The organism is Steroidobacteraceae bacterium, assembly GCA_041395505.1.
Lineage (GTDB): Bacteria > Pseudomonadota > Gammaproteobacteria > Steroidobacterales > Steroidobacteraceae > JAWLAG01.
This window is the reverse complement of record JAWLAG010000001.1, coordinates 108,016-128,425: the sequence shown is the minus strand read 5'-3', so window position 1 is coordinate 128,425 and position 20,410 is coordinate 108,016. Positions and strand designations below refer to the sequence as shown.

Here is a 20,410-nt window from a genome sequence, read left to right as displayed (position 1 = left end):
TGCCTTCGATGCCCGCTCGCAAGTCCGGCGCGGGTCGTACCGAGAAGCGCCTCTCGGTACGACCGCGCGAATTGCTCAAGGCGCGCGGGCTGCGCAGCCGGGAGTTCCTGAAGAAAGCCGCCCGCGAAGTCCTGAACGAACAGGGTTACCCGTCGTTGCGTGTACAGGATGTGGCGGCGCGTGCCGGCGTTGCGACCGGTTTGTTCTATCGCTACTTCCATGACCTCAGGGAAATCGTCGGCGAGCTCGCGGAGGACTTCTTCGCGGAACTGCATGCGTCAGCGGCGCAGCCGGTCAAAGCCGCGCACCCTTATGCCTGGATCGTCGCGACCCTGCGCAACGTCACCACCAAGTTCGCAGCCAACCCCGGCATGCTCGCCTGCCTGTTCGGACTGGCCGGCGATTACGAGGAGTTCGATGAGATCTGGAAGCGCAATGCCCATCGCTGGAACCTCGAGGTTGCGCGCTTCCTCACGCGCGATGCCGGCTATGACCGCGCGCGGGCCCGACGCGCGGCATTCATGCTGGGCGCGATGACCGAAGGCGTCATCTACCAGGCGCTGATTCGCCATACGGCCGATCTCGTGCAACTCGCTGGCCGGCCCGATGAACTCGCCGATGCACTTGCCGTGATGTGGTACCGTGCGATTTTTCTCGAGGACCCGCCTCGCGCGCAGCTGCGTGCTTCCGGACAGCGGCTGATTGCGCCGCCGCAACGGCGCCGAAAGACATGAAGACAACAGACGTCAGGGTCAACGAAACGCGGCTTTGGCAGACGCATATGGACATGGCGCGCATCGGCGCACTGCCGAACGGCGGCTGTTGTCGCACTGCACTCAGCGCGGAGGACAAGGCCGGCCGCGAATTGTTCATACGCTGGTGCCGCGATGCAGGCTGCGATGTCAGTTTTGATCAGGTCGGCAATGTTTTTGCACGCCGGCGTGGTCGCGACGCAACCCGCGCGGCGGTCGCAACCGGCAGCCATCTCGATACACAACCGCATGCCGGCAAATTCGACGGCATCTATGGCGTGCTCGCCGGACTCGAAGTGGTGCGCGCACTCAACGATGCCGGTGTCGAAACGCGTGCGCCCATCGATGTCGTCGTTTGGACCAATGAAGAAGGCGTGCGCTTCGGACCGCCGCTCGGCGGATCATCGGCGTTCGCCGGATCGGTGCCGGTCGCGACCATACATGCCGCGCGTACGACCGATGGCACGACGGTCGGCGAAGACCTGCGCCGCCATGGATTCCTCGGCGATGAGGCACCCGGTGAGCGCCGATTCGATTGCTTCGTGGAGGCGCATATCGAGCAGGGACCGATACTCGAAGCCGAGCAGCGCGTGATCGGTGTCGTGACGCGCGTGCAGGGCATACGCTGGAGCACGGTCACGGTCGAAGGCATGGACGGACACGCGGGCACGACGCCCATGCATCTGCGCAAAGACGCGCTGGTTGCCGCTTCGGAAATGATCGTCGCGCTCAATCGCATCGCGCGCGCGCGCGACCAGTTTGCGCGCCTGACTGTCGGTAAACTGCAGGTTGAACCGAACTCGGGCGCGACGATACCGGGGCGGGTCGTGTTCAACTGCGATCTGCGACATCCCGACGCGGCGACGCTCGACGACCTGGACCAGCAAATGCAACGAGCGATGCGTGACGTCGCGGCGCAAGGCGGTCTTTCGGTGCAATTCGAGCGCACGATCGACAAGGCGCCGGTCGATTTCGCGCCGGACATCATCGCCTGCGTGCGCCATGCAGCGGACCGCTGCGGCTATTCGCACATGGATATGCTGAGCGGCGCCGGTCACGACGCCATGAATGTCGCGCGCGTGGCGCCGACCGCGATGATCTTCGTGCCCTGCAAAGGGGGCTTGAGCCACAACGAGGCGGAGAGTGCCCTGCCGGAACACCTCGCGGCGGGTGCCAATACGCTGTTGCATGCGATGTTGCGGCGGGCGGGGTGTACTTGAGGGTTCATGGACCGGCGCCCGGCCGTTACCGTTACGGACGGGCGCCGGCAATCGCGCGGATCGTACTGATGTGTCGGGCGCTCAGCCTTGATGGTCGCAAGTCACTCGCGTGTTGTAGTTGGCGAAGCTCCCGAGCGGATTGCCGCGCCAGGCCCAGACGTGCAACTCGTAGAATGCAGGTAACCCATATCGGTTGGGCGCGCCGATAAGGTGCATCAGGTGCCCGTCGACCGAGGGCGTCGAGCCATCGGGATGCGCGGCGGCCCAGGCATCGGCGAATACGATGTATTCGACACCCACGAGGCGCATGCGGCCATCGGGTTGAGGCTCGTAGATGAGAGCCTCCGGCTCGTTGGCATTGACGGCGCCGTCGCCCAGCCTTGCAGGTTGCACAAGATGCACGCCCATCGCGCCGCGATCCGGGCCGCTGACGCAAGGCGTGGCCTGAACCCAGCCCTCCTGCTGGGTCGCATAGTTGATGTCGCGGTATCCCGCCGTCGCCTGTCGAACTTTCTCGACCAGCACGCCGGGTTGGTCCTGATGCCTGCCGTCAGCGACGACGGTGGTCGGGTTCGACAGCAACATGGCGTAGGCCAGCACGAGGCTGGTGCCGGCCAGGGGCGCTCGTAGTGTTTTGACTGTCCTTGTGTTCATCTCGTTGTGTACTCCAGGTTTGGGGATTCAGATATGGAATGCCCGTAGGCAAGGAGCGAGAGGACGGCGCGGGATGTATCAGTTGTTGGCGGTTAGCGGGTCGATGACACGGGGGATCTCGGTGATACGGGTGACCGGGATGCCCGCGAGTTCCGCGTGCTTACGTATGGCTTCCTCGCTGGTGGCAAGGTAGACGCAGAACGTTCGGTCAGCCGCCACATAGCTGTGCTGCCACTGGATTTCCGGATGCATGCGATCGATGGCATGGTTCGAAGCGCGCGCGGCGCCGCAGAGTTCCACGATCGACATGCCCCCGATGCCCGTGATCTGCCGCTCGACCAGATACCGCTTCAACTGATTCATCACAGACTCCTTTCGCTCGGCAACAGTGTTGGCGAACCGTTCCGGACAGGAAAGCTAAAACTTCTTTTCGAGGTTAAAGAAAATATTTAGTATAGGTGGAATGACCGCCCTGTCCCATCTGCGCTCGCTGCAGGCCCTGGAAACGGCGGTACGACTCGGGTCCCTGCAGCGCGCAGCGGCAGCGCTTGCCATCACGCCCGCGGCCGTCGGGCAGCGGATCAAGGCGCTCGAGGATTATCTCGGCATCGATCTCATCCTGCGGGGCCGCGCTGGATTGCACATCACACCAGCGCTCGAGGGCGCCGTCGAGCCGCTGCGGAGAGGCTTTCAGGAACTCGAATTGGCGGCGCAAAAACTGAATCTGCAGCGAAGGGACCAGATTCACGTAGCAGCTGATCGTGATCTCGCAGAGCTTTGGCTCACACCCAGGCTCGCGCGGTTCAAACGCGATCATCCCCACCTCGCGTTCTGCATCAATGGCGAGGGCGATGTCCCCTATCGCAGCGACCGCGCGGATTGCGAAATCTACTTCGGCCCAGAGACTGGCGCGGAGGGTAGCGCGGTGCTGTTTCGGGATTTCGTATTGCCGGTCACTTCGCCTGCTAATGCGCGTCGCATCGCAAAGATGCCGCGTCGCATCCGCCTTGAGGGGTTTCCGTTGTTGCATGTGGACGTCTACCGCGATGATCCGGCGGCCCTGCGTTGGCCCACGTGGTTCGAGACGCAGCGCCTCAAGCGCACGGAGCCCGCGCGCGGGATGCGTTTCCAGCGCTTGACGCCGGCGATCGCTGCGGTGGACTCCGATGCAGGTGTGCTGCTCTGCGGAATTGCCCTGCTGCGCGAACAGATCGGGAATCGGCGTTTGGCCCTGCCCTTCGCACGTGCGACCGGCGCGTGGACGCGCTTCGCATTCCAGATGCGAACTCCGCGCCGGAAAATGGCCTGGCCGCAGCTGCGGGCTTTCCAGCAATGGGTGCTGGACGAGGCCGCCGCGACGCGTACGTGGCTCAACCGATTTGGCGCACGCAAGCGGCACTGATTTACTGCAGAGGATCCGTCTGGCGTGACGGGCTGGCCTGCGTGGTATGCTCCACGTCACGACATCTTCTGCAGATTTGCCAGGGGGACCACAATGAAAAAGAGTGGCTGGCTATTGATAGGCATGCTTTCCGCGAGTATCGCGACCGCCGAAGCGCCAACCAAACGTCTCGCCGACGTGCAAGCGCGCCTCAATGCGCTGGGCTATGACGCGGGCGCAGCGGATGGTGTCATGGGTAAGGGCACCGCCAGGGCGATTCGCAATTTTCAAAGGGTGGTGTCGCTGCCCGTGACCGGAGAGCATGACGCTGAACTCGAGGCACAGCTGTTCTCGCCTTGCTCAGCGAAGATGGCCAAACCGTTCGACGGCAGCCAAGGCGGGTTTCAGATTTCGTTCGAGATGCGCGCAACCGGGGGTTGTTACAAGCCAACGGCTGTCGCCGAAAAAGTGTACAGGGTCTGCATACGCCCTAATGGCGATTGTTCGGTACCTGGTCCCAATGGTGTCACAGATGCCTTCGTGACCAATCTCTCTGAGCCTCTGGAGTAGAGGCGCCCGTTGGCCAAATTGGCTGGCGCGCAGTCGCTTGCCTAACCTGACCGGAATCTGGACGCCGCGAGGCCGTCGAGCATAACTCGCTCCTCATGAGAGCGACTTGTCCGACTAGTCCTGGTGCGCCGCATCTGTAACTACAGCGGCGTCTGCGCACACATTCAGGCCACTTTCCTTCCAGATGCCGTTCCTGACATACAGCGCTGAATGAGTGCCGACATCATGCTGTCGAGGCATGCAAGTTCATAGGTCAAAATCTATTTCGTATTGCCAATTTTCCGCGGCAACGTGGTTGGCAAAACACCGCGACGATCTGGGTGTGGTCTCGGTAGTTGGCCGACGCGCGATCAAATTGTTCAAGTTTGAGAAGGTCTTTTTCGCACATGTGGGTCAACTGCCACGGGTTTGCGACGGATTGAGTTCGAAAGCCAGGGTATGACCTGGTGGTATGGCGGTAATACCAGGCTGTAGCCTGGCGGGAGCCGCAACTAACTGATTTTTATAGGTTAACGAAAGCTGCAGCGCTGGCAAACGGCGGTGTCTCCCGGCGGACACGGGAGCGGATCCAGCGCGACAACCCAGCCACAGCCACAAGCACACAGTGCCTCGACATCCCGGGTTTGGCACTATTGCCTTGATGTGCAACGAGTTCTCGCGCACAGTCCCAAGCGCCCCACCGACAAAAAATACAGGGGCAGGCCATTGCCAGGGATCAGGGGTGACCAGGACGACTCGCGCCACCACATCGCTACTCGCGCTCGGACCACTCGGCCGTAAAGCCGATGCCCCGACGGGGGGTTTCGGGAAACCGGGTGAGCCGGCGGATTTCAGCCAGAAGCTTCAGGATGGCCTCGTCATGCGTGGCCAGCTTGCCGCCATGCTGCTCAACCTGCCGCGCCAGCTTGTCCACGGTAGCGGCAAGTGCAGTATTCGCCGCAACGGCCGAGCGCATGCGCACAAACGCCCTTACGACAAGAACGCTGACCTCTACCGCGCGACCCGATCGCAGCACATTGGCTGCCATCAGGCAGCCGTGCTCGGTGAAGGCAAGCGGAGGGCGCGCAGGATCGCGATGCCGCTGGGAACCTCCCGCAAATTGCGGGCGGTTCGGAGCATCGATGGTGCGCTGCAAACCTGTTGCAATTTGCAACAGGTTCCCACCGTGCCACTCCGCTGCCGTGAGTTGAAACATGAAGTCCGCGGGAAAGCGATTCTGATTCCTGCGTACCTGCTCATTCAGCCTTTCGGTCTTCACGCCATACAGCCGGGCCAGATCCGCATCCAGCATCACCCGCCGGGCGCGGACCACGTGGATCGTGCCCTCGATGGCGTCGACATCCGGCAAGTCGGTCATGTTCCGGAGTCTGCGCTCGCGGGCTCCCCCGGAAATGTCGACAATCGATCTCCTTTACCCGGAAACACCCACTAAGCGCTCATGCCCCGCAAATCCGCCAGAACCAAACCCAAATCCACCGCCTCCCTCGGCTTCGAAGCCAAGCTCTGGCTCACCGCCGACAAGCTCCGCAACAACATGGACGCGGCGGAGTACAAGCACGTCGTCCTTGGCCTGATCTTCCTCAAGTACATCTCCGACACCTTCGAGGAACACCGCGCCAAGCTCGTCTCGGCTAAGGGCGATTACGCCGGCGCCAACCCCGAAGACCCGGACGAATACAAAGCCGAGAACGTCTTCTGGGTGCCCGCCGAGGCCCGCTGGTCGCACCTGCAGGCCGCTGCCCGCCAGCCCACCATCGGCAAGATCGTGGACGACGCCATGGTCGCCATCGAGCGCGACAACCCGCGCCTCAAGGGCGTGCTGCCCAAGGACTACGCCCGCCCCGGCCTCGACAAGCAGCGCCTCGGCGAACTCATCGACGTCATCGCCACCATTGAACTGACGGCCGCCAGCGAAGGCGAGAGCTCGTCCAACAAGAAAGGGCACCGCTCCATCGATCTGCTCGGCCGCGTGTACGAGTATTTCCTCACCCGCTTCGCCAGTGCCGAGGGCAAGAACGGCGGGCAGTTCTACACGCCGAGTTGCGTGGTGCGCTGCCTGGTCGAGATGCTCGCCCCCTACAAGGGCCGCATCTACGACCCCGCCTGCGGCTCCGGCGGCATGTTCGTGCAGTCGGAGAAGTTCGTCGAATCCCACGGCGGCAAACTGGGCGACATCAGCATCTACGGCCAGGAGAGCAACGCCACCACCCGCCGCCTCGCGGTGATGAACCTCGCGCTGCGCGGCATCGAGGCGGACTTCGGGCCCGAGCACGCCGACACCTTCCGCCGCGACCTGCATCCAGACCTGCGCGCCGACTATGTGCTGGCCAACCCGCCGTTCAACGACTCCGACTGGTTCCGAAAGGACGACGACGTGCGCTGGCAGTTCGGCGTTCCGCCCAAGGGCAATGCCAACTTTGCATGGGTGCAGCACTTTATTCATCACCTCGCGCCGAATGCGTATGCGGGGTTCGTGTTGGCCAACGGCAGCATGTCATCGAATCAGTCTGGAGAGGGGGAGATTCGTCGCGCGATCATCGAGGCAGATCTAGTGGACTGCATGGTCGCATTGCCTGGTCAGCTGTTTTACAGCACGCAGATTCCTGTCTGTGCATGGTTCCTAGCAAAAAACAAAGCCGCCGACGCCAAACGAGGCTTCCGCGAACGCCGCAAGCAAACTCTATTTATCGACGCCCGCAAACTTGGCACCCTCATTGATCGCGTCCACCGCGAGCTGACAGACGAAGACCTCCAGAAAATTGCCAACACTTACCATCACTGGCGGAGAGCAGGAGACGCGCATCCATACGAAGATGTCCCTGGCTTCTGTAAGTCCGCGTCCACCACCGAAATCGTCGCGCACGGCTACGTTCTTACGCCCGGTCGGTACGTCGGAGCAGAACAAGTCGAGGACGACGGCGAAATGTTTGAGAAAAAGATGCCACGGCTTATCGCCGAACTGCACGCCCAGTTCGCTGAGTCCGCGGCGCTGGAACAATCCATCAAAGCCAACCTAGAGAGGCTGTGCATAGGTGGGTGACTGGCGCATCAGCACATGGGGCCAAGAAATCTCGCTGGAATACGGCAAGTCTCTACGCGACTATGACGAGACAAATGGGCGATATCGCGTATACGGCAGCAATGGCCCAATTGGTTGGACAGACAGCGCACTCGCTCCGGGTCCAGGGGTAATCCTTGGTCGGAAGGGCGCCTACCGGGGAGTCGAATATTCACCCGCACCGTTCTTCGTTATCGATACGGCCTATTACGTTGTACCGAAGTCTGAGATTGACATCCGATGGCTCTACTACGCCATCAAATATCACAAGCTCGGAGAGATCGACGACGGCTCGCCGATACCTTCCACAACGCGATCGGCCGTCTACGTTCGGAATCTCGAAATCCCCCCCCTCGTCGAGCAAAAAGCCATCGCAGCGGTGCTTGGGGCGCTGGACGACAAGATCGAACTAAACCAGCGGATGAACGCGACGTTGGAGGCGATGGCGCGGGCGATGTTCCTGAGCTGGTTCGTTGACTTCGACCCCGTCCGCGCCAAGCTCGATGGCCGCCACCCCACAGCCCTCGATCCTGCCACCGCCGCGCTCTTTCCTGCATATTTCCAAGACTCCGAACTGGGCCACATTCCAGCGGGTTGGCGCGTCACTACCATCGACGAAACCTGTCAGGCGATTTTCAGTGGGGGCACGCCCAGCACAAAGGAAGCTACCTATTGGGGCGGTAATATTCCGTGGCTCTCCTCGGGCGAGACGCGAAGCACATTCATCATTGATACCGAGAAGACGATCACGAAAGCAGGGGTTGAGAATTCTAGCGCACGGGTTGCGCGAGCAGGCTGCACTGTCATCGCGGGAGCCGGACAAGGGCACACACGCGGACAGACCTCGCTTCTGACATTTGAGAGCTACATTAACCAGTCGGTCGTTGCACTAGCTTCAAATCCGGAGGTGTCGTCAGATCTTTTTCTTTTCTTCGACTTGGCGCGCCGCTACGAAGAGTTCCGCCAGCTTTCCGATTCCCATAGCTCACGCGGAAGTCTGACAACGAAACTATTGGCAGGTGTGAAATGCGTGCTTCCGCCTCATGAACTAGTAATCGCATTCGAGAGAGCCGCACGGCCCCTTGCATCCCAAATCACCGCCAACCTCCACCAATCCCGCACCCTCGCCACCCTGCGCGACACGCTGCTGCCGAAGCTGCTGAGCGGTGAGTTGGGCGTTGCAACAGAAGTATTCAAATGAGCGCGTCATACCCAACAAAGCTTCTCTTAGCTTTCCGTAGTGGTGATCGGTGCGCATTCCCTGGCTGCCCGCGTCAACTTACTATTGATGCTCCTACTGGTGGGGATCCTGTAATCCTTGGTGAGGCCGCCCACATTGCCGGTGAGCAACCCAAAGCCGCTCGATTCGATGCGTCAATGACGGACGAACAAAGAAACCACTACAGCAATTTGATCTATTTGTGCGGCGATCATCATACGCAAATCGACAAACAAGAAGCCCACTTCACCATCGAGGCGCTGCACCGGCTCAAGGTAGAGCATGAGGCAAATGTTCGAGAAGGACTGAACGCTGCTTTCGCACAGATTGGATTCCCTGAGCTTCAGCTAGCGACAGTATGGGTAAACAAGTATCAGCCTGATGCTGATTCGGCTGACCTTTCTCTGGTCGCTCCCGAAGAGAAGATTGGCCGTAATGACTTGACTAACGGAAGCCGGGTGACAATTACGATGGGCCTCAGCGTGGCGCGGCTAGTAGGAGAATTCGTTCAGAACGAGTCGTTGATCGATCCAGAGTACCCCGAAAGACTGAAAGCAGGCTTCCTCGAGGAGTATTTTCGCCTGCGACGAGAAGGGCAACGTGGAGACGAGCTTTTCGATCTGATGTGCGAGTTCTCTCAGCGCGGATTGAAGGGGCAATCTCAACGGTCTGCCGGGTTGGCTGTGCTTGTGTACCTCTTCGAAAAGTGTGACGTGTTCGAGAAATGATTCTGCCCACCAAGCACGTTCCTCTAGATCGGTCGCTGCTTGGAGCCGGGGCAGCGCTTCTCTCACTTTTGGAAGCACCGCTAACCCCCACGGCCATCTGGGACCACGCTAAGCACGCCCCTGAGATTGGAACGTATGGCCGATTCGTTCTCGTCCTCGATTTTCTCTATGCCATCGGCGCGATCGACACGCTCAATGGCCTTATCGTTAAGCGTGAACTCCCATGATTAAAAAGCTTTCAGCAAATCATCCGTCGTTTAAGACTGTCGAGTTCAGCGCAGGGTTCAATGTCGTTTGGGCGGACCGGATGCAGGAGTCCACAAAGCGCGATTCTCGCAACGGCCTCGGAAAATCGACGCTGATCGAGATTATTCACTTTTGCCTTGGCGCGAAATCCTCAAGAGGCAAGGGGTTACTTGTCGATGCGTTAAAGGGATGGGAGTTTACGCTGGACTTCGAAGTCGACGGACAAACGCTTTCGGTCACGCGTTGCGTTGATGATCCAAACAATGTTTTCGTCGATGGCGAGACGAGCGACTTTCCCATTAAGCCGAAGAAGAAGAACGGGGAATCCGGTTTTGGTCTTCGCGACTGGAACGCGCTCCTGGGAAACCTTCTTTACAGGCTGCCGCTCGACACGGAGGGCAAATATCAGCCAACTTTCCGCAGCCTAATCTCCTACAGCATCAGGCGTGGAAAGGATGCATTCTCGACGCCTTTCGAGCACCACAGGAAGCAAGCTGAGTGGGATAAGCAGGTCCACAATGCCTTTCTGCTTGGACTGGCGTGGGCGGATGCTTCGGAGCTTCAACTGTTCAAGGACCGAAAAAAGGGACTAGAAAGCCTGAAAAAGGCGGCAAGTGCTGGCGTGGTAAAAGGCTTCGTCGGGTCCCTTGGAGATCTGGAGGCCAGACGAGTGAGACTCCAAAAGAAAGTCGATGCCGAAGCTGCGGACTTGACTTCTTTTAGGGTCCACCCCCAATACACTGAGATCCGAACACAGGCGAATCATCTGACGGGCGAGATCCATGAGGCTTCGAACAAGAACGCCGTGGATCAGCGAATGCTGTCCCTTTACGAGAAGGCACTCAGTGAGGGAAGCGTTCCGGTACCGAACGCCATCGAGAAGCTATACGCTGAGGCTGGCGTGTCACTGCCTGGAGTGACATTGCGCCGAATTGAAGAAGTGCAGGCGTTCCATCATGACATCATCGAGAATCGCCGCCGGTTTCTCGCGGCAGAAGTGTCGCGGCTAAAGCGAGACATGGTGAGCCGTGAACACATAATCAAGGAAAAGAGTAACGAGCGGGCGGCTGTGATGGCGGTGTTGCAAACCCATGGAGCCCTCGAAGAATACAATCTAATTCAAAAGCGCCACCTGGATACAGTCAACGAACTCAACTCAGTCACTTCATCAATCGACAACTTGAAAGCCTGTGAGACGGGCTTGAGCCAATTGAAGATTGATCAGGAAGTCCTGCAGCAGAAGGCACGACGGGACTATGACGAACGCCATGGGATTTGGGAAAAAGCCATCGAGCTATTCAATGCCTTTACTGAGCGCCTTTACAACGTGCCGGGGCGATTGGCTATCGATGTCGCTGCAACAGGGTTCAAGTTTGATGTCGAAATCGAGAGGTCGGGCAGCAGCGGCGTCGGAAACATGAAAGTGTTCTGCTACGACATGACTATCGCGTCTCTATGGGCGGAGAAATCTCCCTCACCGAAGATCCTAGTTCACGACAGCGCGATCTTTGATGGCGTTGATGAACGGCAGCGGGCGTTGGCGCTAGAGGTTGCGGCGAAAGAGGCGGAGTCACGTGGGTTCCAATACATTTGCACCCTCAATTCCGACGAGGTTCCTTGGGCTGAATTTTCGGAAGACTTCAATCTTCGGGCGTTTGTTAGGGCAACGCTGACCGATGCGACAGTCAGCGGCTCACTTCTAGGTCTCCGTTTCTGAGTCCATGAGCCTCAACGAATCCATTGTCGAAGATGCTGCCCTCGAATGGTTCAATGAGCTGGGCTACACGATTGCCCACGGCCCGCACATCGCGCCCGGCGAACCAACGGCAGAGCGGGATTCGTTTGGTGAGGTCGTTCTGGTGGGTCGTCTGCGAGACGCGATCCGGCGACTCAATGGCTCCATTCCCGAGGAGGCCCGGGAGGACGCGCTGCGAAAGGTGCTAAGGGTCACGACACCCTCGCTCACTCAGACAAATAAAGGCTTCCACAGCTTCTTGCGCAATGGTGTGTCCGTGGAATATCCACGGCCCGACGGCGGCATCGCCGGCGACAACGTAAGACTGGTCGACTTCACCGAAGTGCAGGCCAACGACTGGTACGCAGTGAATCAGTTCGCGGTGATCGAGGGGCAGCACAACCGCTGCCCGGACATCGTGGTCTTTCTCAACGGGTTGCCGCTGGGCCTGATCGAGCTGAAGAACGCGGCGGACGAGGACGCGGACATCTGGGCAGCCTACCGGCAGTTGCAGACCTACAAGGCAGAGATCCCCTCGCTGCTGCACTACAACGCCGCGCTGGTGGTGAGCGATGGCACGTACGCCCGCATGGGTTCGCTCACCGCGAACCAGGAGTGGTTCAAGGTCTGGCGCACCATCGATGGTGACGGCGACGCACCGAAGACCGCGCTGGAGCTGGACGTGCTGGTACGCGGCGTTTTCGACCAACGGCGCTTCCTCGACCTGCTGCAGCACTTCATTGTCTTCGAGGAAGACCCGGACTCGGGCGCGCTGCACAAGATCATCGCGGGCTACCACCAGTTCCATGCGGTGAACGCGGCGGTGGAGGAGACGGTGCGCGCCAGCGGCATGGCAGTGCGCGAAGACTCGGGCACCTACTGGGCGGGCCGGATGCACGGCGGCAAGCCGGGCGACCGCCGTGCCGGCGTGGTCTGGCACACGCAGGGCTCGGGCAAGAGCTTCTCCATGCTCTTCTACGCCGCGCGCGTGGTGCGGCATCCGGCGATGCAGAATCCGACGCTGGTGGTACTGACCGATCGCAACGATCTCGACGATCAGCTCTTCGGCCAGTTCCAGCGCTGCGCGGACATGCTGGGCCAGGTTCCCGTGCAGGCCAGCAGCCGCGAGCAGTTGCGCGAACTGCTGAACCGGGCCAGTGGTGGCGTGGTGTTCACCACCATCCACAAGTTCATGCCCGAAAGCGGCGAGACCATGTCCGCGTTGAGTACGCGGCCGAACATCGTCGTCATCGCCGATGAGGCGCATCGCAGCCAGTACGGGTTCGGCGGTAAGGTCAACGAGAAGACCGGCAAGATGTCCTACGGCTTCGCCAGCAACCTGCGCGATGCCCTGCCGAATGCCTCGTATATCGGCTTCACCGGCACGCCCATCGAGAAGACGGACGCGAACACGCGGGCGGTGTTCGGCGACTACATCTCCATCTACGACATCCAGCGCGCCGTCGCCGACAAGTCCACGGTGCCGATCTACTACGAGAGCCGCATCTCCAAGCTCAGCCTGAACGCCGCCGAGCTGCCGACGCTCGACGCGGAGTTCGAGGAGATCACCGAAGGCGAGGAGCTGACGAAGAAGGAGAAGCTCAAGTCCAAGTGGGCCGCGCTGGAGGCGCTGGTGGGCGACCCGAAGCGCATCGCGCTGGTGGCCGCCGACATGGTGGCGCATTTCGAGAAGCGCTGGGAGGCGATGGACGGCAAGGCGATGATCGTCTGCATGAGCCGCCGCATTGCGGTGGATCTCTACAACGCCATCATCGCCCTGCGCCCCGACTGGGCCAGCGCAAAGGACGACGACGCGGAGGCCGAGAAGGGCAAGGCCTGCGTGGTGAAGGTGGTGATGACCGGCAGCGCCGACGACGGCCCCGACTGGCAGCCGCACATCCGCAACAAGGAGAAGCGCCGCAAGCTCGCCAACCGCTTCAAGGACGCCAAAGACCCATTCCGCATCGTGATCGTGCGCGACATGTGGCTGACCGGCTTCGACGCCCCCTGCCTGCACACCATGTATGCCGACAAGCCCATGCAGGGCCACGGCCTGATGCAGGCCATCGCCCGCGTGAACCGCGTGTTCAAGAACAAACCCGGCGGCCTGGTGGTGGATTACCTCGGCCTCGCCGATCAGCTGAAGCAGGCGCTGGCCACCTATACCGAGAGCGGCGGCCACGGCAGCCCGACGCTGGATGAAGCCCAGGCCGTCGCCGTGATGCTGGAGAAGCACGGCATCGCCTGCGACATGCTGCACGGATTTAATTGGGACAAGTGGACCACCGGCAAGCCGTCGGAACGCCTCGCGTTGCTGCCTGCCGGGCAGGAGCACATCCTCGCGCAGGAAGACGGCAAACAGCGCTGGGTGCAGGTAGTGATGGAGCTTTCCAGCGCCTTCGCCCTGTGCGCTTCCAGCGACGAGGCTACGAAGATTCGGGATGACGTGTCGTACTTCCAGGCGCTGCAGGCGGTGTTGAACAAGCGCAGCGGCGCCAGTGGTCGGAGCCCGGAGCAGATTGACGCGGCAATTCGACAGCTGGTGAGCAGTGCGATTACCACCGATGGGGAGGTGATCGACGTCTTTACCGCCGCTGGCCTCGCCAGGCCGGATATCAGCATTCTCAGTGACCAATTCCTGTCCGAGGTGCGCGGGCTCAAGCACAAGAATGTCGCAGCCGAGCTGCTGGAAAAGCTGCTCAGGGATGAACTGAAGGTCCGCTCGAAGCGTAATCTGGTGCAGAGCCAGGTGTTCAGCGAGAAGCTGAAGAAGACCCTCAACGGGTATCACAACCGTGCGATCTCTACGCTGCAGGTGATTGAGGAGCTGATCAAGCTCGCCAAGGATCTCGACGCCGCCACCAAGGCGGGGCAGGAGATGGGGCTGACGGAGGATGAGAAGGCGTTCTATGACGCCCTGGCCGCCAACGAGTCTGCCCTGACAGCGATGGGGGACGACAAGCTGAAGGTGATCGCTGCGGAGCTCATCACCCAGGTGCGCAAGAGCGTAACCATCGACTGGACGCTGCGCGAGAGCGCGCGAGCGAAGATCAAGGTGATGGTTAAGCGGATTCTGAATAAATATGGATATCCGCCGGATCTACAGGAAGATGCTGTGAAGACGGTGCTGGCGCAGGCTGAGTTGCTGTGCGCGGATTGGGCGATGGGTGGGTGAATAGCCCTCTATAGCGTAGACAAATCGTAGGTCGGAATCGGCAACGCTGCCTTACCGCAGGCGCGCAGTCGATGGCATACTTCGGCCCGTGACCGTATTTACCGCCAGCTACGAAGGCCGCACGCTGGACGAGTTCCTGGCAGAGCTGCGTGCAAGAGATGTGCGTCTGGTAGTGGATGTCCGAGAAGCTCCCATATCGCGCAAGCCGGGGTTCTCTAAATCGGCCCTTTCCGCAGCACTGGAACGCGCCGGCATTGCCTACTGCCATATTCGGGCCTTGGGATGCCCCAAGCCGGTTCGCGATGCCTACCGGGAAGACGGAGACTGGGTGCGCTACACACGGGCCTTCATGAAGCATCTGGGTCAGCAGCAGTCGGCCATTCAAGACCTGGCGGCGGTGTCAAAGACGCAACGCACGGCCTTGCTCTGCTACGAAGCGGATTTCAACCGATGCCACCGGACATTCGTCGCTCGCGCGGTTGCCGCGGAGGTGGGTGCGGGTGTCAGCCATATCACGGCTGAGGGAGTGGTTAGAGAAGCCTCAGGGCGCGCTGCTTAGGCGGGTAGATCACGCTGACGATTAGCCACTGGTCCGGGAATCGATGAATGGTTCCCATCAGGAACATAAGATCCCTCGTTGGTAGTTCCTGCTCGAACTTCTGCCGGAACGGGGATTCCCAGTTCTCGGGATGACTGCGCTGAAGATTCCAGAACAGCGCACCGGCCTCCCAATCGACAATTTTGTGCGTGCTTGCGATCGCATTGGGCACATCGATCGGCCGATATCGATAGTGAAAGTCGAAGGGAAGTTTGCGAAGTTCCCTCAACGCTCGGCCTTCGTTGTCGGAAAACAGGTCGCGCTGGGCCTGAGAGAGCTTGGCCAGCTCGTCTGCCGTCCACTCCGGATTTCTCGTCGGCGCGATCTGCAGAGACTCGACGTGCTGTCCACTCAACATCCCCAGAGTCACCTTCTTCTCGACTCGCGCCTGATCGAGATCTTTGAACGATCTGTAGATGGGAAGCCTCTCCAACCAGAAGCGCCGATCTGACCAGTCGTTGCGCGGGGAGATGGGTTCATCAGTGCATCGAAGCGTATCTGCGCGGAGTCTGTAGCTCTCGGGTCGATGGTCGTCAGTCGCCTTCGCAATGTCGGCTTCGATCCATTGCCACTTCCTGAACTGAGCCGTCTCCTCCAGCAAACGGAATGGCACGGGGTAGAGACGGATCAGGCGACCCTCCTCGGTCATCGCGGCCACACAGGAGGTTTCGACATACCCGGCACTGGGAGAGGGGTAGGTCTTGCAGAGCACGAGTAGGCGCGTGCGCTGGAAATGGAGAGCCATGGTCCTGTCAGTGAATCACACTTCGACACCAACGGCGGGACCGGAATTCGACAGGATCGATCAGATTCTTCCAGCTTGGTGTGTCTGCAACGTCAGTACTTTTCGAGGACTTGGGAGCGCGCCATGGCCCGCTGTTGGCGTAACAATAGAGTCGAGCAGGGTTGTGTTGCCTGGGCCCGCGCGACACGGGGAGTTTCTTGGCGGTCTCGCCAGAATCTCAAAGCGACGTGGACTGCCCGCACTGCCACGATGTCCACATGGGCAAAGAGGATCTCGAACCGCTAGCTGAGGTGGCGGCACGTATTTTGGTGGTGCGCGGCAAGCGTGTCTTGCTGGATGCAGATCTTGCCGAGCTGTATGGGGTCGCCACGAAGGCTCTCAATCAGGCGGTCCGACGCAACCGCAACAGGTTCCCCGACGATTTCCTGCTCGCGCTTACAAATCAGGAGGTTACGCGTTCAAGGTCACAGATTGTGACCTTGAAGACTGGCAGAGGCCGAAACGTGAAGTACGCGCCTATGGGATATACCGAGCACGGCGCCATCATGGCCGCCGCCGTGCTCAACAGCCCGCGAGCAGTACAGATGAGCGTGTTCGTGGTCCGTGCCTTCGTGAAGATGCGCGAGTCACTCCTCGTGAACGCAACGCTGGCGCGGGAAGTGGCCGCGTTGAAATCCCGCGTCGATACCCTCGATGCCGAGACGCGCAAGCAGTTCGACCAGGTGTTCGAGGCCATCCTCGCGCTGTCGGGTCCCCGTCCGGCCCGGCAGTGATGGCCGCCGCGCATCAGATATCGAGATTCACCACCGACAGTGCATTGCGCTCGATGAACTCGCGGCGCGGCTCGACCTGATCGCCCATGAGCGTGGTGAAGATCTCATCCGCGGCGACAGCGTCTTCGATGCGCACCTGCATGAGCCGGCGCGTCTCGGGGTTGATGGTGGTGTCCCAGAGCTGCTCGGGGTTCATCTCGCCCAGGCCCTTGTAGCGCTGGATGGCCTGGCCCTTCTTGGCCTGGTCAAGCAGCCAGCGCATGACTTCACGGAAGGTCGCAACCTCGTGGCGCTCGTTGCCGCGCGTGACGTAGGCGCCCTCGCCGATGAGGCCCGCGAGCGTCTTGCCGAGCTCGGCGATGCGCCGGTATTCGGCGGACTCGAAGAATTCCTTGAGCAGGTACTTGCTCGTTGCGGTGCCGTGCTCGCTCTTGTGCACCTGCACGCGCAGCGCATGCGAGGCCGTCGCGGGCTGCACCTCGACACCGAACTCGCGCGTGCCGTCGCTGTCGCTCTTCAGCCGCTCATCCAGATCGCGCGACCAGCCGCGCAGCCAGTCCTCGTTCTCGAACGACGCGGCGCTCACTTCGGGCATATAGATGAGCGCATCGAGCAGGCGTTCGTCATAGCGCCGCGACCAGCGGCGGATGATGGCCTGCACCTCCTGGTACTTGCGCGCCAGCATCTCGAGGCCGGAGCCGGTGAGCGGCGGCGCTTCGGCGTTGACGTAGAGCGCCGCATTCTCGAGCGCGCTGTTGAGCAGCATCGCATTCAGCTCATTGTCGTCCTTCACGTAGAGCTCCTGCTTGCCGCGCTTCACCTTGTAGAGCGGCGGCTGCGCGATGTAGATATGTCCGCGCTCGATGAGCTCGGGGATCTGGCGATAGAAGAACGTCAGCAGGAGCGTGCGGATGTGCGAGCCGTCGACGTCGGCATCCGTCATGATGATGATGCGGTGATAGCGCAGTTTCTCGATGTTGAAATCATCACGGCCGATGCCGCAGCCGAGCGCGGTGATCAGCGTGCCGACTTCAGCGGACGACAGCATCTTGTCGAAGCGCGCTTTCTCGACGTTCAGGATCTTGCCCTTCAGCGGCAGGATCGCCTGCGTGCGCCGATCGCGCCCCTGCTTGGCCGAGCCGCCTGCGGAATCGCCCTCGACGATGAAAATCTCCGACAGCGCCGGGTCTTTCTCCTGGCAGTCCGCGAGCTTCCCGGGCAGGCCCGCGATATCGAGCGCGCCCTTGCGGCGCGTCATCTCGCGCGCCTTGCGTGCCGCTTCGCGCGCCCTCGCCGCTTCAACGATCTTGCCGACGATCGCTTTCGCTTCCTGCGGCCGCTCGAGCAGGAACTCGCCGAGCTTGGTGCCGACCGCCGTCTCGACCACGCCCTTCACTTCGGATGAAACGAGCTTGTCTTTGGTCTGCGAGGAAAACTTCGGATCCGGCAGCTTCACGGAAAGAATTGCCGTGAGCCCTTCGCGCGCATCGTCACCCGTGGTCGGCACTTTCTCGCGCTTCGCGATGCCTTCCTTCTCGATGTAGTCGTTGAGCGTCCTCGTGAGCGCGCTGCGGAAGCCCGCGAGGTGCGTGCCGCCGTCTTTCTGCGGGATGTTGTTCGTGTAGCAGAGCATCGTCTCCGAATAGGAGTCGTTCCACTGCAGCGCGACCTCGACGCCGATGAGATCGTCCTGGGTCTTGAACCAGAGGGTGCTGGGGTGGATGGCCGTACGCGAACGGTTGAGATATTTCACGAACTCCTGCAAACCGCCTTGATGTTCGAAGATATCGCTGCGATCTTCGCGTTCGTCGATGAGCTCGATGCGGACCCCGGAATTGAGGAAGGAAAGCTCCCGCAACCGCTTCGCAAGGGTGTCGTACTCGAAGGTAATATTCGTGAAAATCTGCGAACTGGGCTTGAACCGGATCGTAGTGCCGCGATCTTCGGTGATCCCGACTTCCGCGAGTGGCGCCTTGGGCTCGCCCAGGCCGTACTCCTGACGGTAGAGCTTGCCGTCGCGGCAAATCGTGAGCAGCAGCTGGTCCGACAGGGCATTGACCACCGAGACCCCGACGCCGTGCAGGCCGCCGGAGACCTTGTAGGAGCTGTCATCGAACTTACCCCCGGCATGGAGGACGGTCATGATGACTTCCGCCGCTGAGCGGCCTTCCTCGGGGTGGATGTCGACCGGAATGCCGCGGCCGTTGTCCGTGACGGTGACGGATTCATCGGCGTGGATTTTGACGACGACCCGGTCGCAATGGCCGGCCAGGGCCTCGTCGATGGAGTTGTCGACGACCTCGAAAACCATGTGGTGCAGGCCGGTCCCGTCATCGGTGTCACCGATGTACATTCCGGGGCGTTTGCGGACGGCTTCGAGGCCTTTTAAGACTTTGATTTTACTGGAGTCGTAGGTGTCGTCGTTGGCCATGCAAACGCTCTTTCGGACAATGGCGAATTATACCCTGCGGACCCCCCCATGTTCCACGTGAAACACGCGCCGAACGGGGCCAAAGAGCGTCGTCTCGGGTTGCAGCGTGGTGACGACCAATTGGGCGTCTAGCGCGCGGATCCGGCCGAGTAATCGCCCGAGGTGCCCCTCGTCGAGCTCAGCGGCAGGATCGTCGATCAGGAGGGTCGGCCGCAGGGCCCGCTCGGTCTGGAGCCACTCCAGCTGGCCGACAATCAGCGCGGCCGCGACCAGCTTCTGTTGGCCTCTCGACAGACTCTCGCGTGCCGGTCGTCCAGCATGCCGAATGACGAGGTCCGCGCGATGTGGCCCGACGGTACTCGTGCGCATGGCCTGGTCGCGCCGATGGGCGCTGCGCAGCGCCTCGGCAAGTCCTTGCTCCACCGACCAGCCGGGCCTGAGTTCCAGCGTGACAGGCTCGCAGAGGACATCAGCCAGACAGCGCTCGAGTGCGGGTTTCATGACATCGAAGGCGCGGCGGCGGGCGAGAGCGATGGCCTCGCCCAGTTCCACGAACTCCGCGTCCCAGTCAGCGGTCGCGTGAGACGATTGTTTCAGAAGCTCGTTTCTTTGACGCAATATCCGGCCATAACGCGCCATTCTTGCAACAAAACCAGGTTCCACGTGGAACACTCCCCAGTCCAGGAACCGTCGACGCCAAAGGGCGCTGTCTTCGATCAATCGATGCACGCTGGGGTCGATGAGCTGCACGGGCAAGGCGGTCGCCAGATCGGCGAGCGCCGCGGTCCTGCGCTCGTCCAGGGTAGCGGACGTCGGCTCACCGACTGTCAGATCGATACGAATCCGATGGGGTTGCTCGCCTTCCGTGTCGGCCGCAACCGCGGCGGCAGCCTCACCGTCGCGAATGACTTTGTACGCGCGCGCGGCCCGAAATGACCGACCGCGACCGGCCAGGAACAGCGACTCGAGGAGGGTGGTCTTGCCCGAGCCATTCGGGCCGTAGATGACCGACAGGTCCGGGTCCAGCGCCAGCTCAGCCCAGGCGATGCAGCGAATATTCTGCAGGGCAAGGCGGCTGACCGTCATGGCCCCGTGGCCCAGCCTTCATCGGCAGCGCGCAAGCGG

The 20,410-nt window shown here is 61.0% G+C and carries 18 protein-coding genes; 12 read left to right on the top strand and 6 right to left on the bottom strand.

Features of this window, described 5'->3' with window-relative positions; translation table 11 throughout:
- Positions 1-8: 8 nt before the first annotated feature.
- Together R3E77_00585 and R3E77_00580 are read left to right on the top strand one after the other, a co-directional pair.
- Positions 9-734 (top strand): TetR/AcrR family transcriptional regulator, encoded by a 726-nt coding sequence (locus R3E77_00585; GenBank protein MEZ5497900.1) that lies wholly within the window; start codon positions 9-11, stop codon positions 732-734.
- Entirely contained in the window at positions 731-1,972 is a 1,242-nt protein-coding gene (locus R3E77_00580) for a M20 family metallo-hydrolase (protein MEZ5497899.1), read from the top strand. Before R3E77_00585 ends, R3E77_00580 begins: the two co-directional genes overlap by 4 nt.
- Before the next feature lie 81 nt (positions 1,973-2,053).
- Here the strand turns inward: R3E77_00580 and R3E77_00575 are convergent, their stop codons facing one another.
- Positions 2,054-2,626 (bottom strand): hypothetical protein, encoded by a 573-nt coding sequence (locus R3E77_00575; GenBank protein ID MEZ5497898.1) that lies wholly within the window; start codon positions 2,624-2,626, stop codon positions 2,054-2,056.
- Positions 2,627-2,704: 78 nt separating this feature from the next.
- Entirely contained in the window at positions 2,705-2,989 is a 285-nt protein-coding gene (locus R3E77_00570) for a DUF4242 domain-containing protein (protein ID MEZ5497897.1), read from the bottom strand.
- 100 nt (positions 2,990-3,089) lie between these two features.
- Between R3E77_00570 and R3E77_00565 the strand changes: the two genes are divergently transcribed.
- Positions 3,090-4,028: a LysR family transcriptional regulator gene (locus R3E77_00565; protein MEZ5497896.1), complete on the top strand. Its 939-nt coding sequence runs from the start codon at positions 3,090-3,092 to the stop codon at positions 4,026-4,028.
- 93 nt (positions 4,029-4,121) lie between these two features.
- Positions 4,122-4,577 carry a peptidoglycan-binding domain-containing protein gene (locus tag R3E77_00560; protein MEZ5497895.1) on the top strand — a complete coding sequence of 152 codons (456 nt, stop codon included), beginning with the start codon at positions 4,122-4,124 and terminating at the stop codon, positions 4,575-4,577.
- Positions 4,578-5,328: 751 nt separating this feature from the next.
- Here R3E77_00560 and R3E77_00555 read toward each other — a convergent pair.
- Positions 5,329-5,934 carry an ORF6N domain-containing protein gene (locus R3E77_00555; GenBank protein MEZ5497894.1) on the bottom strand — a complete coding sequence of 202 codons (606 nt, stop codon included), beginning with the start codon at positions 5,932-5,934 and terminating at the stop codon, positions 5,329-5,331.
- A gap of 81 nt (positions 5,935-6,015) precedes the next feature.
- Between R3E77_00555 and R3E77_00550 the strand changes: the two genes are divergently transcribed.
- From R3E77_00550 to R3E77_00520, 7 genes are all read left to right on the top strand, one after another.
- On the top strand, positions 6,016-7,617 hold the full coding sequence (locus R3E77_00550) for a class I SAM-dependent DNA methyltransferase (protein MEZ5497893.1): 1,602 nt from the start codon (positions 6,016-6,018) through the stop codon (positions 7,615-7,617).
- Complete coding sequence (locus R3E77_00545) at positions 7,610-8,836, top strand: restriction endonuclease subunit S (GenBank protein ID MEZ5497892.1); 1,227 nt, start codon at positions 7,610-7,612, stop codon at positions 8,834-8,836. Before R3E77_00550 ends, R3E77_00545 begins: the two co-directional genes overlap by 8 nt.
- A gap of 176 nt (positions 8,837-9,012) precedes the next feature.
- Positions 9,013-9,582 (top strand): hypothetical protein, encoded by a 570-nt coding sequence (locus R3E77_00540; protein MEZ5497891.1) that lies wholly within the window; start codon positions 9,013-9,015, stop codon positions 9,580-9,582.
- Positions 9,579-9,809 (top strand): ABC-three component system middle component 6, encoded by a 231-nt coding sequence (locus R3E77_00535; GenBank protein ID MEZ5497890.1) that lies wholly within the window; start codon positions 9,579-9,581, stop codon positions 9,807-9,809. Before R3E77_00540 ends, R3E77_00535 begins: the two co-directional genes overlap by 4 nt.
- Positions 9,806-11,545, top strand: coding sequence for a DUF2326 domain-containing protein (locus R3E77_00530; protein MEZ5497889.1), 1,740 nt, complete (start codon positions 9,806-9,808; stop codon positions 11,543-11,545). The genes R3E77_00535 and R3E77_00530 overlap by 4 nt, the downstream gene beginning before the upstream one ends.
- 4 nt (positions 11,546-11,549) lie before the next feature.
- Positions 11,550-14,738 carry a type I restriction endonuclease subunit R gene (locus tag R3E77_00525; GenBank protein MEZ5497888.1) on the top strand — a complete coding sequence of 1,063 codons (3,189 nt, stop codon included), beginning with the start codon at positions 11,550-11,552 and terminating at the stop codon, positions 14,736-14,738.
- An 88-nt stretch (positions 14,739-14,826) separates the two neighbouring features.
- Positions 14,827-15,297 (top strand): DUF488 domain-containing protein, encoded by a 471-nt coding sequence (locus R3E77_00520; GenBank protein ID MEZ5497887.1) that lies wholly within the window; start codon positions 14,827-14,829, stop codon positions 15,295-15,297.
- On the opposite strand, the gene R3E77_00515 is transcribed toward R3E77_00520, so the two are convergent.
- A complete protein-coding gene (locus tag R3E77_00515) occupies positions 15,269-16,081 on the bottom strand; it encodes a hypothetical protein (GenBank protein MEZ5497886.1) in 813 nt (270 codons plus the stop codon). The genes R3E77_00520 and R3E77_00515 overlap by 29 nt on opposite strands.
- A 257-nt stretch (positions 16,082-16,338) precedes the next feature.
- On the opposite strand from R3E77_00515, the gene R3E77_00510 reads away from it, so the two are divergent.
- Positions 16,339-16,854, top strand: coding sequence for an ORF6N domain-containing protein (locus R3E77_00510; protein ID MEZ5497885.1), 516 nt, complete (start codon positions 16,339-16,341; stop codon positions 16,852-16,854).
- A 13-nt stretch (positions 16,855-16,867) separates the two neighbouring features.
- On the opposite strand, the gene gyrB is transcribed toward R3E77_00510, so the two are convergent.
- Together gyrB and recF are read right to left on the bottom strand one after the other, a co-directional pair.
- Positions 16,868-19,285, bottom strand: coding sequence for a DNA topoisomerase (ATP-hydrolyzing) subunit B (gene gyrB, locus R3E77_00505; protein ID MEZ5497884.1), 2,418 nt, complete (start codon positions 19,283-19,285; stop codon positions 16,868-16,870).
- Between the two features lie 27 nt (positions 19,286-19,312).
- Complete coding sequence (gene recF / locus R3E77_00500; protein MEZ5497883.1) at positions 19,313-20,371, bottom strand: DNA replication and repair protein RecF; 1,059 nt, start codon at positions 20,369-20,371, stop codon at positions 19,313-19,315.
- Between the last annotated feature and the right edge of the window lie 39 nt (positions 20,372-20,410).